Source organism: Romboutsia weinsteinii, from assembly GCF_002250835.2.
Taxonomy (GTDB): domain Bacteria; phylum Bacillota; class Clostridia; order Peptostreptococcales; family Peptostreptococcaceae; genus Romboutsia_A; species Romboutsia_A weinsteinii.
The window spans coordinates 62,178-77,339 of the sequence record NZ_NOJY02000004.1 but is presented as its reverse complement, the minus strand read 5'-3'; the positions used below and the strand labels follow the sequence as shown (position 1 = coordinate 77,339).

The following is a 15,162-nucleotide window of genomic DNA, read 5'->3' as shown; positions in this document are numbered from 1 at the left end:
GTTTATATTTCAATAGTAGTTTCATCTATATATTTATACTTTGGTCTAATTTGCTTTAAATCTTTTACAAGCTTAAATAATGCTAAGTCTTTTTGCTTTGCCTCTATCATAACATCAAAGTCTCTATCAGCTTTAATTTTAGCTAAGTCTAAGAATTGTGCAAACCTTTCTACGTCTATATAATCAGCATGCTTCTTATCTTTTTCAAATTCTCTAGGGCTAGAAAAATGAATTTTTGGTGGTAAGCTTTCATTCTTCCATGTATTAAAAACATCTTCTAATACATCTCCTAACTGCTCACCATCGTTTTTACAGTCATGATGATGAACATCTAAAACCATTGGAAGATTTGCCCTTTTGCAAAGGTCTAATACATCTTTAGCAGTAAATACTTTGTCATCATTTTCAATGATTAATTTATTTCTTATATCCTCTGGAAATATCTTTAAGTTGTTAATAAATTTATCAATACTTTTTTCTTTTCCGCCTTGACCACTTCCTGTATGGATTACTAGCTTGCCTTCAGAGTAGTCTAAAGAGTGAAATAGACCTGCCTGAAATTCTAGATTTCTCAACGTATTTTTAACTACATCATCTCTTAGAGAATTAATAACATTAAATTGATCAGGATGAAAGTCTACTCTCATATGGTTATCTTTTATTATATTACCTATATATTTAAGGTCTTTAGAGAAATACTTTTTATAATCCCATAATACATCTGGATGAGTAGCTAATGGTATCAAATTAGATGTTATCCTATAAAAATGTATATTATTTTCTATATTATAGTTAAGTATTGTTTCAAGAGCTTTTATATTAGAATATGTTACTTCCTTAAGTTTTTTTAATCTCTCATCTTTTGAGTTTATCTTTGTGTATCTTGAATATGTAAGTGTACTTGATGATGTTACCTTCCCTAAATTTAAAGCTATAGCTACGTATCCTAATCTGATTTTCATATAAATGACTCCTTATTAATATGTATTTATTTAGTTTGCCATTTATAAACTAACTTATTCTATTACTAGTTCGAAAAATATTTTTCTTTAATTTTTTTGATGTTACCATTATCTATTCCATACGCTTCTCCGATAGTTCCATTAAGCATTCTCCATACATAGTTATGTACCTCTTTAGCGTTACCAAACTCGCCGATCTTCCACTTCTCTATCTCTCCTTTTAAGTAGCTCTTGTGAGTTTCATCCATATATTCAATTCCATTTAGAGCCATTTCTATTGTATTTGGAGTTATCTCTGTACAATTCCATATATCTTGGGCTTTTATTATACCATTTGACATATCATGAATTAGTCTTATTGTTTCTAATTGGCTAGTTGGAGCAACTACATCTTTTTCCTTTTTAACTTTTACTTTCACTACTTCTAAGCTTCCCTCTTCATTCACTTCAACTTTAGGAACTATTTTATTTACCCCAATTGTACTTGAAATTGAGTCTATGTTAAGTGTATCATTTATCACTTTAAAAACATTATGTAATATAGGTATCTTATATGCTAATGCTGGATTATAAACCCCTATTCCCATAATTATACAAACTATTGATGCAGCAGCAATATATATTTTCTTAATATTCTTTTTGTTTGTATCTTTGTCTACACTATCAATCACGTTATCAATTAACGCATCTAAGTCATCTGGAAGCTCTATAGTATCCAAGTTATCTAATGTTCTATAAAAGTCCTCAAAGTCAGTTTCTATTTCCTTCTCCATAACTTCAAATATTTCTAGTTCTATTTCTTTTGAATCTATATCATTTATTTTATTTTTATTATATTTCTTCATTTATGTAATCCTCCTTTAGAAGATTTTTCATATCCTTTAAGGCTTTTCTTATATATGTTTTTATAGTGTTTGGATTTGCTTCTAATATTTCTGCAATCTCATCGATCTTTAAGTCATAATAATATCTAAGTATTATTGCATTTTTATATTTTTCTTCAAGAGTATCTATTGCATTATATAAATCTATTTTTACTTCACTATTGTTTTCCACTACATATCTATTATTTTGGTGATTCTCTACATTCTCATCTAAATCAACCATACCCACTTTTAGTAAGTATGAATTTGCTGTATTAATAAGTATTCTTGTTATCCAAGTTTTGAAATACTCAGGATTTTTCAAATTCTTTATACCCTTATATGCCTTCATAATACTTTCTTGAAATATGTCTTTTGCATCTTCTTCATACTTTGTGTGAAGATATGCCATCTTAAATAGATATTGCTTATTATCTTTCATAAGCTCCTTAAAGGCTTCTTTATCACCTTTAATGGCTCTCTGTACTTTTAGTATATCGTCCATACCATTCCCCTTTTAAAATATTGAATTTTCACTTATATATCTATTAGATTCATAATTATATAAAAACGTTTTAATAATTTTTAATATTATTAAAAATTACATTAAAATAGGATTACTTAAATTAAGTAATCCTATTTTTGTATATTAAATAAATAAGTATCATTTTTTATAAATATATAAGAATTTAATCTACAATAATTGATTTTATAATTTATATTTCCTTATATTAATTATAATAGACTCTAAAACAATTTACAATTTTTTGTAGATGATAATAATTTTATATCATATCCATTACAATTTACTTAAAAATATTTTTAGACTTTGCAGCTTCCTTGCTTCCACCATAATTATATTTTTCAGGGTTTCGTTGGAATCCTCCATCTTGCATTTTTTCCTTGAATTCATCACTTGATGGATTTAAACTTTTAAAATACTTTGATTGCTCTGAAAAGACGCTCTCTTTATGTGGGTTTTCTATTTTCATTTTAATACCTCCTTTTTTCATATTGTTAGTAATAATAGAACTCAATATTCACAGATTTGATCTTCTTCTTATTCTAATTTAATACACTATTAACTAAATATACCTCAATAAAAAATTACTTACTTTAATATCTATAAATTAATAATATTTTCTATTTGTACTTGCATATATATGACCATCTACATAAAAATTTATAGGAGATAATACTATGAAAAGAAAAAAAATTATTTTAAATGCGTTGATATTGACCTTGACTACCATGAGCCTAGGATTTATAGGTATGGTATTTAGAGTTTATCTATCCAATAACATAGGTGCAGAAGGTATGGGGTTATTTCAAATTATAATGAGTATTAATAGTATGACTTGTACGTTGGCAATTTCAGGGGTTAGAGTTACAATAACAAGGCTTGTAGCTGAGGAGCTTGGAAAAGGAAATACTCATAAGATTAGAGGTATTATGAAAAAGGGACTTATCTACTGTCTTTTTTTTAGTATTATAAGTGCACTTATATTGTTCCGTTCAGCTGAGTACATATCAGTCGCATGGATTAAGGATACTCGTGCTATTATTCCTCTTAAAATTTTATCTTGTAGTCTTCCTTTTGTATCTATTTCAGCTTGTTTTAGTGGCTATTTTTATGGCACTAGAAAAGTTGTTAGAAGTGTTATTGCTGATATATTAGAAAGTGTTACTATGATGATGATTATAGTTTACGCTTTAGGATTTTTCTTGCCTAAAGGGCTTGAATATACTTGTTCCCTAGTAACTGTTGGAATGTCAGTTGGGGTTATTGTTTCTGCATTCTTTTGCTATGTAATGTACATATTTGAAAAAAAGCATTGTACTAATAGTTTAAATACAAATAACTACAATTTTAAGTTAACAAAATTTGCATCAATTGCTTTTCCTATAGCTTGTAGTGCATATATTCAAACTTCCTTAAAAACGGTTGAGGATATTTTAATACCAAATGCATTAAGAAGATTTGGTTCTTCAAGTTCTTCATCTTTATCAATATTTGGTATGGTTAAGGGTATGGTATTACCAATATTAGTTTTTCCATCAATATTTTTAGCATCATTCTCTACACTAATTATTCCTGAAATAGCTGAGGCAAATGCTCTTAATAAAAATAAATTAGTAAATTATATTATCTCTAAAGTTCTAAAGTTTACTTTATTAATTGCAATTTTTGCTACTGGAATATTTATGATCTTTTCTAAAGAACTTGGGATAGCAATTTATAAGAGTGAACAAGTTGGATTAATGATGAGAATTTTAGCCCCACTCATTCCTCTAATGTATCTAGATAGAGTAGTTGATGGTAGCCTTAACGCACTTAATAAGCAAATGAGCACACTCAAATTCAATTTAATAGATATGGTTACTAGAATACTTATGATTTTATTTTTAATACCAAAATTTGGTGTAAAAGGCTTTATTATTGTGATCTTTGCCAGTACAATAATAAACTCTTCTCTGAGTATAAATAAGCTACTTAAGGTTACTAGGCTTGATTTTGAAATTATAGACTGGGTAATTAATCCTATACTTTGTGTCACAATTTCTAGCTTTGCAGTTAAACATGCTTTTCTTTTTTTAGGATTAAATACATTATTAGTTCCAATGATTTTAACTGTGTGTATCTGTTATTTTGTACTTTTAATGGTCTTTAGATGTATTAAGAAAAGAGATATTATGTGGTTTGTAGATGGATTTAAACAAGATGTTAAAATAGTAGACTTCAATGATATAAATATATATAAACAGTTTTAGGCAATATTTTCAGTTATATGTATTTGTAAAATTAAAGCTTAGTTTCAATATCAGGTAAGTAATATTAAAACTAAGCTTTATAAAATAATTCTCCGTAAACTAATGCTATTAAGATTAATTTTATGTAAATATCAACATACTTCTTGCTAAAATTTTTTATCCTTATTATTTTTTATACACTAAAGAAACTATTCTCTATGTTGATTATAGTTTCTTTATCATCATTAGTTTATTTTTTCTAAAAATTCAATTATACTATCAGCAGTTATATCTAGCTGCTTTTCTTCACTTATAATAGCATCATTATCTTTTTTCTGTTTTCCATAATCTCCAAACTGAGCGTGATTAGCCCCTTCGATTTCTACGTATTTAGTGTTAATAGGTAATTTATCTTTTGACTTTATAAGATTTTCAAAGTTAACTACACCGTCTTTACTTCCCCATATAGATAATACGTTTTTCCCTAAGTTTTTAAGCTCATCTCCACTCGGATATGATGCCAAAAGCACAACCCCATCTATAAGATTGTTTTTACTAGCGAATTTTGCAGCCATAACACCTCCTAGAGAATGTCCACCTATAACCCACTGATGTATGTTATCATATTTTTTCATTATATTTTTCGCCTTATTAGGACCTAATACCGCTAAATTAAATGGCATATCAGCTATTACAACCTCATATCCTTTTTTAGCTATTTCTCTACAAAGTGGTGCATAGGATTCTGACTCCACTTTTGCGCCAGGGTAGAATATGAATCCTTTTGTGGGCTCAATATTTTTAGGTGTAAATGATATAAAATCATCTCTATTAACTTCTACAAACTCGTCACTTATTAAAGATTCTTTTGCAAGATCTTGAGCAGTATAAGAGTTACTTGCCCATATAAAAAATCCTATTATCACAGCTAATAATATACTTGCAACAATTTTTAATATATTTATTTTAGATTTTTTATTCTTATTTTCAATTTCTTCGCTATTTTTTAATTCTGCATTATAAAGTAAAGGCCTTTCAAGCTCCATTGTTATGCTTAGCGTTTCATCTAGTCTTTTCTCTTCTACCTTTACATCTTCTTTCATACAACCCCTCCACTACATTTAAAATACTTATTATAGTTTACCATAAATATACTTATTTTTCATCTAATGACTTCTATCAATTTTGTCACATTTTTTCCAAATAAAAATGATATTTGTAATTATAGTGTAACTACTACATTAGTAAATTATTATTATTATTTTAATTTTGTTACTACTCTTATAGAAAATAAAACAAATAACCGTATATTTATAGTATACGGTTATTTCTATAATAAGTATGATTAATTACGTATTAAGTCCTACTTCCCATTATATATGTTCCTGCTCCCATAATAAGAGCTCCACCTACCATATTACCAAGTGTGACAGCAAGTAAATTATATACTGCTCCCACTATTGTAACTGATTGAATTACAGGTGAAAATAATACAACCCCAAATATAGTCATATTTGCAACACTGTGCTCAAACCCTGCCGTAATAAAAGTAAATAAGCATAGGAATATCATTATTAATTTGGCACTATCATCACTAGTTCTAAATGAGCACAATACAGCTGCACAAACTAATATATTGCAAAGAATTCCTCTAAAAAATAGTGACATAAATGGTGCACTTGCCTTTGCTGCTGCAGTAGTTGTAAAAAATTCCATTACTGGTCCCTTGTCTATAAGTCCTGTACCAACAAATAAAGCTGCTACAAGTAACGATCCCAGCAAATTACCAATAAAACTGTATATCCATATCTTTGATACACTTACAAAGTTTACACCTTTATTTAATCCTCCAGCCATCATAACCATATTGTTACCAGTGAAAAGTTCTGTACCTGTCATTATTACCAGACATAGAGCCACTGCAAATGATATACCCATAACAATCTTAGTTGAGGGAGAACCTGCCTCTGTTAGCAATCCACCAATAGTAAAAATCAAAAGTATTCCAAGCCCTACATATAATCCCGCAAATGCTGCAGATACTAGGTATTTTAACTTACTGTTATTAAATAAGTTAATTTTATTCTTTGCAGCATTAGTTAGTTTTTCTAATGTCTCATTATGCATATTCCTTATTCCCCCATTATACTATAAATAATTTAGTATCTTATCCCACTCCAATATACATTTTCTATTATTTTAGTTAACTCCAGTAAATCAACATCCTCTAATGCCCATTTTTTAAATTCCATAAATCCTGTTCTATCTACTATATATCCGATATGTTCCTTCCCACCTGGAGCATTTTTGTCTATATATTTATCTATATATTTATAAGTGTTAAGTATTATTTTTATTATACTTTCTTCATCTACCCAAATTAAAAAATCTTCTGCTAGTCTTGGATTTTTCTTACCCGTTCTTCCCATTATAGCTAATCTATAATATTTTTTTTCATCACGAGTCCAAGCGTTTGTAGGACAGTTAAGTACACACTCACCACACCCTATACATTTATCATGGTCTCTTACTATCTTATAATTTTCCATTTTTAAAGCGCCAGTTGATAATTGCTTACATTTTTTAACACAAGCCTGACAAGATACACATCTTTCTTTTTCATAATGCGGTAGTGTCATACCTATTATTCCAAAATCATGAGTTCTTGCTTTTATACAATCATTAGGACATCCAGTCAAAGCGACTTTTACATGAAAATCATTTGGGAATATTGCTTTTTCTATTTTAGCTGCAAACTCTGTAGTATTATATTGAGCCTTAGGACAGACTTTATTTCCTATACATGCTGCAATATTTCTTGTTCCTGCTGCGGGATATCCTTTATCTTTTTGATCCTGATTTATATTCATTTTTTCAATTACTGGCTGAATTATTTTATTTACTTCTTCCATGTCTTCCATTTTTATACCAAGTATTTCAAACCCTTGTCTTGTAGTTATGTGAACTTGACCATTTCCATAATCACTAGCTATTTTTGAAACTATCATAAGACTTTCTGGATCAGCACATCCTCCTGGTATTCTAACTCTTAAAGAAGTTTCATATTTATTTTTAGTAATTCTATAAGCATTTTTCATTACTTTTTTAGTGTTTAAATCTCTTATCATAACTCTCACCCCCTAATCCATAAGATTCTTTGCATAAGAATAATCAAAAACAGGTCCATCTATACAAATATAAGTATCATCCATCTTACAGTGGCCACATTTCCCTACTCCACAACACATTTTTCTCTCATAAGAAACCCATATATTATTTTCTGCTAAATCTCTCTTTAAAAATTCACCAACGGTAAATTTCATCATCATTGGAGGCCCAACTACTATAGCAGACATATTCCCTACATCTTTTATTTCAAGTTCTGGTATATACTTAGTAACTAGACCAATATTATCAGAGTAATCTCCTTCTGCTTTATCAACTGTTACAATTATATCAAGCTTCTCACTCCATTTTTTGATATCTTCTCTAAATAAAATATCTTTAGGAGATCTAAATCCTACTATTAATTTAAAGCTTTTATATTTAGAAGGATTATTGTAGAAGTACTCTACTATTCCTCTTACTGGAGCTAATCCACTACCACCAGCAACTACTACTACTTCTCTACCCTCATAAAGGCTTATATCAAAACCATTTCCATAGGGTCCTCTTATAAAGAAACTATCTCCTACTTTATAATTAAATAATTCGTTAGTTACTTTTCCAACACTTCTAATAGTAAAATCTACATAATCATTACCATATCCGGATACTGATATAGGGCTTTCTCCGTATTTTGGTATAGATACTTCGTAGAACTTTCCTGGAAGAACATTTTTAGTGTCACAATTGACTCTAAAAGTCCATTCTATATCGGTATGTTTAATTATATTTGTTATCTTTGCACCTACTGGTATATACGGATTCATGTTAAGCCTCCTCCTTACTAGTTACTAAATCATTTACCTTTTCTATGCAACTTGAGAATGAAATATATTGTGGGCATGCATCGTCACATCTTCCACATCCAACGCACATATGATAACCAAACCTCTTATTGAAATCGTGTATTTTATGCATGGCTTTAAATCTCATTCTTTGACCTTTTTTATCTCTAAATGAGTGTCCCCCAGCCATATCTGAATATCCATCTACTTGGCAAGATGCCCATACTCTTCTTCTTTCTCCTACATTCTCATTTTCTTTATAGTAGATATCTTGCATAGTAAAGCATGAACATGTTGGACAAACAAAATTACATCTTCCACACGCTATACATCTTGCATCATACTCATCCCACATAGAATTTTCTACAACTTCATTTGTATCAGTAATACTTGGTATATCTATGTTAATATTATTTTCTCTTACATAATCAACTTCAAATTCTGTATTTTCTCCCTCAAATACATTTAATTCATCATCTTTTATATCTATATAAATATCTTCGCCTCTCATATTAAGACCCATTGCATAATCATCAGTTTTGTTGCTATCCATACTTACACAGAAACAATTTCTAAAACTTTCCTTACATCCAATTAATATAAATTTCACATTTTCTCTTATTCTTTTATAATAGTAATCTTCTTCACTACCATTATTTAGATATATTTCATCAACCCTTTTTACTCCATTTATATCACATGCTCTAAGAAACACTAAGATTTTTTCATTTTTATTATCGCTCTCTTTAAACTCTTTTTCTGTAAAGTATAACAGTACTTGGTTTATTGGGAGCATTATTTCTTTTGGTGAAAAGTTTGATTTTCTATTAAGCTCCATCTCTTCTAATGTGCTAACTTCTTGGTATCTTACAACATCAGTGTCTGAGCAAGTACCTTTATATGATAACGATACTGGTCCAAATATTTTATACTCATTACTTAAAAGTCTTAACCCTTCATTAAAGCTTGATAAATTTAATTTTATTTTCATACAAACCACCTTTTCATAACTTTATTAAATAAATGTTAACATATTGACAATCTTCTTTCTGTGATGATTATCACATTAATACAAATTTATTATATTTATTCTAAATTTATTATAAAAAAGGAACTAGATGATCTAGTTCCCCTTAAAGTAATTTGCTAATTCCTCTTGCTTGATATATAATTTTTTATCTTCTATTTTTACTAAATTATGATCCTGGAGTACTTTCATTGATCTAGAAAGAGTTTCTCTTTTACATCCTAGCATATCGGCTATGTATGTTATACTTAAATTAACATTTAAATACGTCCACTCTCCTTCACTAATGCCAAACTCCCTACTAATTCTGTATAGTTTTGATGCTAGTTTTTTATCCATCTTTATTGAAATTGAGTTTTTAAGTTGTCTATATAATCGTCTAGTTCTTTTTTCCATATGTATGAATATATTTTGAGTTAGATTAAAATCTGATTTCATTATTTCTATAAAATCGTCTAAATCATATTCTACTACCAGCGCTTTGTCAAAACATTCACATCCTACAGTAGAATTTTTATTTGACTCTAGTATTATTTCATTTATCATTTCTCCTTCTCTTAAAATGAATATGATCTTACGCTCTCCATTCTCATTCATTTTAAATATAGATACTTTACCGTTTATAAGAAAATATACTTTATTTACTATATCTTTTTCATGAAATAAGGCTTCTTTCTTTGCTAGCTTTTTTACTCTACCTTTTGTTATAAGTTTATATTTTGTCTCCTTACATAAACTATTAAATATATCTATTTTTTCTATCCCATAATTTAAAATATTGTCCATAGTAATTCTCCTATTTATAAAACTTACTTATATACTACTACAAAGTATCTAAAAAAAGCTAGAAGATTAAATTATAAAATTCTTCTAGCTTTTAGTTATTATATATTTTTCAAAACTTTTATAGCATCTGTAGTCTTAACCTTTCTATCTATTGCCTCATTGAACTTCTCTTTAACTACTTGTGTATATACAAGATCTATTAAAAATATCTGCGCTAACTTAGATGAGATAGATCCCGTTTCTAATACTGTCTCTCCTGAAACATAGGCAAGATGTACATCTGATACATCTTTTAATACAGATTCTTTATTTTCAGTTATTGCTATTACATCTACTTGATTTTCCTTGGCTAACTCCACTGTTCTTATTATTTCTTCTGTTTCTCCAGAGTGAGATATTGAAATTAATAAATCTCCCTTTTCCATTATAGAAGCCATCATTATCATAGTATGACTACTATCAAAACTTACACAATTTAACCCTATTCTCATAAATTTATAATTAGAGTCTTGCGCAATTATTCCTGAGTATCCTATTCCTACAAAGTAGATTTTCTTTGCATTTATTATTAATTTCGCACATTGGTGAATATCTTCACTATTGATAATGTCCACTGTATTTTCTAAGGTATTAACATTAGAAGTCAACAGTTTTCTAGCAGTATCAATAGCTGATTCATTATTTTCTATATTGCTATTAATAATATTTTTTTTGTTACTATTTGATGAAATCTCCTGCGCCAAAGTTACCTTAAAATCTTGTAGCCCATTAAATCCCATCTTCTTTGAAAACCTAGTTATTGTAGCTTCACCAATATTGCTTTCTTTTGCAATTTGAGAAATAGGTTTATAGAAAACATCTTCTATATTGTTTTTTATATAGTTTATAAGTAGTTTGTCTGACTTAGTAGCTTTAAAATTTGGTGATTCTAATTGTTCAATAATACCCATAAAAAAACCTTCTATTCTTTTAAATTTTACTTAAAAAGTTATATAGCGCTCCAATCATACCTGCATCATTTTGTCTCTTAGCAAATTCTATTCTTGTGTTATTATAGACTCTTTCTACAAGTATTTCTTTTAAAGCCCTTTCTATCTTAGGCTTTAAAAATTCTTCTTGGGCCATTATACCTCCACCTAGTATTATTACTTCTGGATTAATAACATAGCATACATTTGCTATTCCAATCGCTAATGATTGTACCATATTATCAATTTCTTTTAAACAAATTTCGTCATTTTTCTTTGCTTCTTCAAATATTATTTTTCCATCGATATTTGACTCATTGATATTCTTTGCTTTTGCAACTCTTTTTACTAAACTACTAGTAGATGCTAAATCTTGAAAACTTTGACCATTAATATTTATGTAACCTATTTCCCCTGCACTATTGCTAAATCCAGGTATTAGCTTATTATCTATAATAACACATCCACCTATACCAGTTCCTATAGTCATACATATAGATGAACTAGCATTTCGACCTGCTCCTAGCCATGTTTCACCTAACCCAGCACAATTAACATCATTTTCTACTTCGCATTTAATATCAAATATATTTTCTATTACTTTTTTTATCTCCATACCTGTGTATTCTGGTATTAAATGCTCTAATGCATATACAATCTTACCTTCATTAGGGTCAACCATACCAGCAGTAGATATACAGACTCCACTGATTTTATATCCTTCAATATAATTACCAACAATGCTTTTAATTTTGTCTAGTATACCTGGGCCACCCTTCTCTTTTGCTTCAGTATCCATGCTTGACTTTTCGATTATTTCCCCATTTTCTCTAGCTACTCCATATTTTATAGAAGTTCCGCCTACATCTATACAAATATAATTTTTCATAGTCTATCTCCTATATCATATTTTTATGCAAATTGTTTATTAAGCTTTTCTAATTCATAAATATAATTTCTTGAGTTTTCTAAATCTATTGTGTCTTCAAGTTCTATATCGTTCTTTGTTGTATGATATTTATAAATATTATTACTCAAATCTTTTCCTAATATATTTAATCCTTCTTGTGAATAATGAACATCATCTATTGTAAGATTTTCTTCATGGAAAGTCATTGCTCTTTTGCTGCCTATACATAAAACGTCACTTTCACTACATGCAATTTCTTGAGCCGCAGCTATTCTTCTTGTTCTTACAAGATAATCCTCATGTCCTAGCCAATATCCAGTCAAACTAACAAACATTTTATCTATATTACATTCCTCTTTTAATCTATTCGCTATATGTTTTAGGCTCTCCTTATAGTATAAAACATCTCCTGCATATTTTGCATCACTTTCTCCTTGAATCCATATAACATATTTATTACCTATAATATATTCTTCACTTACCTTTAATACCGCTTTATTAAATTTATCAATAGCATGATTTAAAAACCAATTTGCATCATGGTTCCAGTTTTTTATTCTAGATCCATCTTTTGCTTCATGTACAAAACATACTTTATTTCCAGTAAGTCTATTCCAGTTGTTCGCAAAAGATGGAGCTATAGTTCCATCTCCTTCTGAAGACTCAAGCACACATCTCATATTTATTACATCATTACAATTTAAATACTCAAAACAATTATCATTTGGTACTACGCTTTCATTAGAATTTCCTACTCCTCTTGCATTACTTTGTCCTATTAGTAAAAATAAGTCTATAACTTCCATGATTTTCACTCCATTTCTATATAATAAAAATTAGGGAGAGTAAAAACTACTCTCCCTAACTAAGCTGCTTATCGTAACTATCTAATACGACTATAGCATTTTGCTTTTATTATCTTACTATTACTTTGAAAATAGCCTTTTTTATATTTTCTTTTTCATTAACTTTTATAGCTGTCATATGAGCATCTTCAGGATAGCATACTAAAAAATCACCTTTTTTTAGTTCTACATATGATGAGTGATCCCCCTCAAGCGGTAGGAAGTCCCCTTCTTCTTCATATTCCTTCTGCTCTAAATGCTCTATAAAGTTTAAATCTATTCTCTCAGATCCATCTAGCATTAGATGAACATCAATATACTTTTTATGTGCTTCCCAGAATCTATCTTCTTTTTCGCAAGTTTCATATCCCACTATATTTACGAAGATATCATCTCCATCTATAACATGACTTCCTTTTTCAAATTCAACTAATTTGTTATTTTTAGCAAATTCAAAACAAGTAAGTAAATCTTTATCTATATTAGAATAAGTTTTTTCGTGGTTTATATTTCCATATATCATAATGATTTCCCCCTACATATTGTCACTTAATTTATAGTGTACAGTTGCTTCTTTATTAGTTTTTGGTTCTTTATTAGTAACTTTTAATTGAATTAAACTTACTATTTGTCCAACTACTACTGAAGTTGATATAGTTATTAGAGAATATGCCCATGTACTAACGTCTGGCACATTGTATTTTAAGTATATAACTAGTATAGCAGATACTGTAAATCCAACATAAGCACCAAGCTTCGTAGCTTTTTTACAGAATGCTCCAAGTACAAATATTCCTGCTAATACTCCAAGTACTAATCCCATGAAGCTGTTAAACCATTCATATGCAGATTTTATTTCTCCATTTGCAAGCACCATCGATACTGCTATAGCCACTATTCCTACACCAAGAGAGATATATTGTGCTATCTTAGTTTGCTTTTCAAAACTCATATTTTTAGTTATCAATGTTTGTATATCTAAAGTCCAACTTGTTGCAACTGAGTTAAGTCCAGTTGATAAAGTAGACTGACTTGCCGCATAAATTGCTGCTAATAATATACCTGTTACCCCTACTGGTAATTGGTATGCAATATAAGAAGCAAATATTTGGTCTTGCTTAACAGTTTGAGCAAGAGCCGGATTTTGATTGTAGAATACAAATAAACAAGTTCCTATTAAATAGAATACTGTTGCAAGCCCTATTGATAGTACACCATTTCCATAAGTCATCTTCTTTAATTGCTTTAAGTCTGTAGTTGTTGTAAACCTTTGCACGATATCTTGACTTGATACATAAGATGAGAATGTATTAATACCTGCACCTACAAATATAATGAATACACTTGATTTTAATATATTTGCATCAAATAGTACTTCGCTTGATGAAAGGAACTTTTCTCCAGTTGTTAAACTTTCCATAACTGTTCCAAATCCACCATTTATGTTAGCTATTAAGTAGAATAATGTTCCTGTAACCCCTATTATTAATACTACACCTTGGATAAAATCTGTCCATAAAACCGATTTCAGACCACCTGTATATGAATAAATAATTGCAATTACACCCATTACTATTATTAATACGTTTACATTTATTCCTGTAAGATCTGCTAAAACTACTGATGGTAAGTACATTATTATAGACATACGCCCTATTTGGTATACTATAAACATTAAAGCTCCAAGAACTCTAAGTCCTTTAGAATCATATCTTATTTCTAAGTATTGATAAGCTGTATCTAAATCTAATCTACTGTAAAGTGGTAAGAAAAATCTTATTGTTAATGGTATCGCTATAAGCATTCCCATTTGTGCAAACCACAACATCCAAGTTCCTCCATAAGAGTTACCTGCTAAAGATAAAAATGATATTGGGCTAAGTAATGTTGCAAATATTGAAACTGAAGTTACCCACCAAGGAATAGTTCCATCACCTTTGAAGAACTCTTTACCCTTCATCTCTTTTTTAGAGAAGAAAAGCCCTGCTAGCAGTACCGCTAATAAGTAAACTACTAGTATTGCAAAGTCGACCATTGTAAAACCTACCATAGTTTTGTTTCCCCCTTTGTTTAAATCTTAAGTATAATAGCTAAAATTTT

Annotated in this window: 16 protein-coding genes; 1 reads left to right on the top strand and 15 read right to left on the bottom strand. The window is 29.1% G+C overall.

What is annotated here, in order from left to right:
• Positions 1-2: 2 nt before the first annotated feature.
• The 4 genes from uvsE to CHL78_RS03330 all read right to left on the bottom strand — a co-directional run bounded on the left by uvsE (position 3) and on the right by CHL78_RS03330 (position 2,817).
• Positions 3-962 (bottom strand): UV DNA damage repair endonuclease UvsE, encoded by a 960-nt coding sequence (gene uvsE, locus CHL78_RS03345; protein WP_094368722.1) that lies wholly within the window; start codon positions 960-962, stop codon positions 3-5.
• 65 nt (positions 963-1,027) lie between these two features.
• Positions 1,028-1,807, bottom strand: a complete 780-nt coding sequence (locus tag CHL78_RS03340) for a DUF6241 domain-containing protein (protein WP_094368721.1) — start codon at positions 1,805-1,807, stop codon at positions 1,028-1,030.
• Positions 1,794-2,330, bottom strand: a complete 537-nt coding sequence (locus CHL78_RS03335) for a sigma-70 family RNA polymerase sigma factor (protein ID WP_094368720.1) — start codon at positions 2,328-2,330, stop codon at positions 1,794-1,796. Before CHL78_RS03335 ends, CHL78_RS03340 begins: the two co-directional genes overlap by 14 nt.
• Positions 2,331-2,631: 301 nt before the next feature.
• Positions 2,632-2,817, bottom strand: coding sequence for a hypothetical protein (locus CHL78_RS03330; protein ID WP_094368719.1), 186 nt, complete (start codon positions 2,815-2,817; stop codon positions 2,632-2,634).
• 208 nt (positions 2,818-3,025) lie between these two features.
• On the opposite strand from CHL78_RS03330, the gene CHL78_RS03325 reads away from it, so the two are divergent.
• Positions 3,026-4,597: an oligosaccharide flippase family protein gene (locus tag CHL78_RS03325; protein WP_094368718.1), complete on the top strand. Its 1,572-nt coding sequence runs from the start codon at positions 3,026-3,028 to the stop codon at positions 4,595-4,597.
• 224 nt (positions 4,598-4,821) lie between these two features.
• On the opposite strand, the gene CHL78_RS03320 is transcribed toward CHL78_RS03325, so the two are convergent.
• The 11 genes from CHL78_RS03320 to CHL78_RS03270 all read right to left on the bottom strand — a co-directional run bounded on the left by CHL78_RS03320 (position 4,822) and on the right by CHL78_RS03270 (position 15,112).
• Positions 4,822-5,679, bottom strand: a complete 858-nt coding sequence (locus tag CHL78_RS03320; RefSeq protein ID WP_199533978.1) for an alpha/beta hydrolase — start codon at positions 5,677-5,679, stop codon at positions 4,822-4,824.
• A gap of 253 nt (positions 5,680-5,932) precedes the next feature.
• A complete protein-coding gene (locus CHL78_RS03315) occupies positions 5,933-6,703 on the bottom strand; it encodes a formate/nitrite transporter family protein (RefSeq protein WP_094368717.1) in 771 nt (256 codons plus the stop codon).
• Between the two features lie 32 nt (positions 6,704-6,735).
• Positions 6,736-7,704 carry a sulfite reductase subunit C gene (gene asrC / locus CHL78_RS03310; protein WP_094368716.1) on the bottom strand — a complete coding sequence of 323 codons (969 nt, stop codon included), beginning with the start codon at positions 7,702-7,704 and terminating at the stop codon, positions 6,736-6,738.
• Positions 7,705-7,716: 12 nt separating this feature from the next.
• Positions 7,717-8,508: an anaerobic sulfite reductase subunit AsrB gene (asrB, locus tag CHL78_RS03305; protein ID WP_094368715.1), complete on the bottom strand. Its 792-nt coding sequence runs from the start codon at positions 8,506-8,508 to the stop codon at positions 7,717-7,719.
• Position 8,509: 1 nt separating this feature from the next.
• A complete protein-coding gene (gene asrA, locus CHL78_RS03300; RefSeq protein WP_094368714.1) occupies positions 8,510-9,517 on the bottom strand; it encodes an anaerobic sulfite reductase subunit AsrA in 1,008 nt (335 codons plus the stop codon).
• Between the two features lie 132 nt (positions 9,518-9,649).
• A complete protein-coding gene (locus CHL78_RS03295; RefSeq protein ID WP_094368713.1) occupies positions 9,650-10,339 on the bottom strand; it encodes a Crp/Fnr family transcriptional regulator in 690 nt (229 codons plus the stop codon).
• Between the two features lie 98 nt (positions 10,340-10,437).
• A complete protein-coding gene (locus tag CHL78_RS03290; protein ID WP_094368712.1) occupies positions 10,438-11,289 on the bottom strand; it encodes a MurR/RpiR family transcriptional regulator in 852 nt (283 codons plus the stop codon).
• A gap of 19 nt (positions 11,290-11,308) precedes the next feature.
• A complete protein-coding gene (locus CHL78_RS03285; RefSeq protein ID WP_094368711.1) occupies positions 11,309-12,196 on the bottom strand; it encodes an ROK family protein in 888 nt (295 codons plus the stop codon).
• Positions 12,197-12,219: 23 nt separating this feature from the next.
• Positions 12,220-13,023, bottom strand: a complete 804-nt coding sequence (locus tag CHL78_RS03280) for a sialate O-acetylesterase (protein WP_094368710.1) — start codon at positions 13,021-13,023, stop codon at positions 12,220-12,222.
• Positions 13,024-13,132: 109 nt separating this feature from the next.
• The gene (locus CHL78_RS03275; protein WP_094368709.1) at positions 13,133-13,585 is read right to left on the bottom strand and encodes a YhcH/YjgK/YiaL family protein; all 453 of its coding nucleotides are present in this window, start codon (positions 13,583-13,585) and stop codon (positions 13,133-13,135) included.
• 12 nt (positions 13,586-13,597) lie between these two features.
• Positions 13,598-15,112, bottom strand: a complete 1,515-nt coding sequence (locus tag CHL78_RS03270; RefSeq protein WP_094368708.1) for a sodium:solute symporter — start codon at positions 15,110-15,112, stop codon at positions 13,598-13,600.
• Positions 15,113-15,162: the final 50 nt, after the last annotated feature.

Bases quoted from the DNA above. Each gene is read 5' to 3' on its own strand.
- uvsE (WP_094368722.1), bottom strand. From the start codon at position 962: ATGAAAATCAGATTAGGATACGTAGCTATAGCTTTAAATTTAGGGAAG.
- CHL78_RS03340 (WP_094368721.1), bottom strand. From the start codon at position 1,807: ATGAAGAAATATAATAAAAATAAAATAAATGATATAGATTCAAAAGAA.
- CHL78_RS03335 (WP_094368720.1), bottom strand. From the start codon at position 2,330: ATGGACGATATACTAAAAGTACAGAGAGCCATTAAAGGTGATAAAGAA.
- CHL78_RS03330 (WP_094368719.1), bottom strand. From the start codon at position 2,817: ATGAAAATAGAAAACCCACATAAAGAGAGCGTCTTTTCAGAGCAATCA.
- CHL78_RS03325 (WP_094368718.1), top strand. From the start codon at position 3,026: ATGAAAAGAAAAAAAATTATTTTAAATGCGTTGATATTGACCTTGACT.
- CHL78_RS03320 (WP_199533978.1), bottom strand. From the start codon at position 5,679: ATGAAAGAAGATGTAAAGGTAGAAGAGAAAAGACTAGATGAAACGCTA.
- CHL78_RS03315 (WP_094368717.1), bottom strand. From the start codon at position 6,703: ATGCATAATGAGACATTAGAAAAACTAACTAATGCTGCAAAGAATAAA.
- asrC (WP_094368716.1), bottom strand. From the start codon at position 7,704: ATGATAAGAGATTTAAACACTAAAAAAGTAATGAAAAATGCTTATAGA.
- asrB (WP_094368715.1), bottom strand. From the start codon at position 8,508: ATGAATCCGTATATACCAGTAGGTGCAAAGATAACAAATATAATTAAA.
- asrA (WP_094368714.1), bottom strand. From the start codon at position 9,517: ATGAAAATAAAATTAAATTTATCAAGCTTTAATGAAGGGTTAAGACTT.
- CHL78_RS03295 (WP_094368713.1), bottom strand. From the start codon at position 10,339: ATGGACAATATTTTAAATTATGGGATAGAAAAAATAGATATATTTAAT.
- CHL78_RS03290 (WP_094368712.1), bottom strand. From the start codon at position 11,289: ATGGGTATTATTGAACAATTAGAATCACCAAATTTTAAAGCTACTAAG.
- CHL78_RS03285 (WP_094368711.1), bottom strand. From the start codon at position 12,196: ATGAAAAATTATATTTGTATAGATGTAGGCGGAACTTCTATAAAATAT.
- CHL78_RS03280 (WP_094368710.1), bottom strand. From the start codon at position 13,023: ATGGAAGTTATAGACTTATTTTTACTAATAGGACAAAGTAATGCAAGA.
- CHL78_RS03275 (WP_094368709.1), bottom strand. From the start codon at position 13,585: ATGATATATGGAAATATAAACCACGAAAAAACTTATTCTAATATAGAT.
- CHL78_RS03270 (WP_094368708.1), bottom strand. From the start codon at position 15,112: ATGGTAGGTTTTACAATGGTCGACTTTGCAATACTAGTAGTTTACTTA.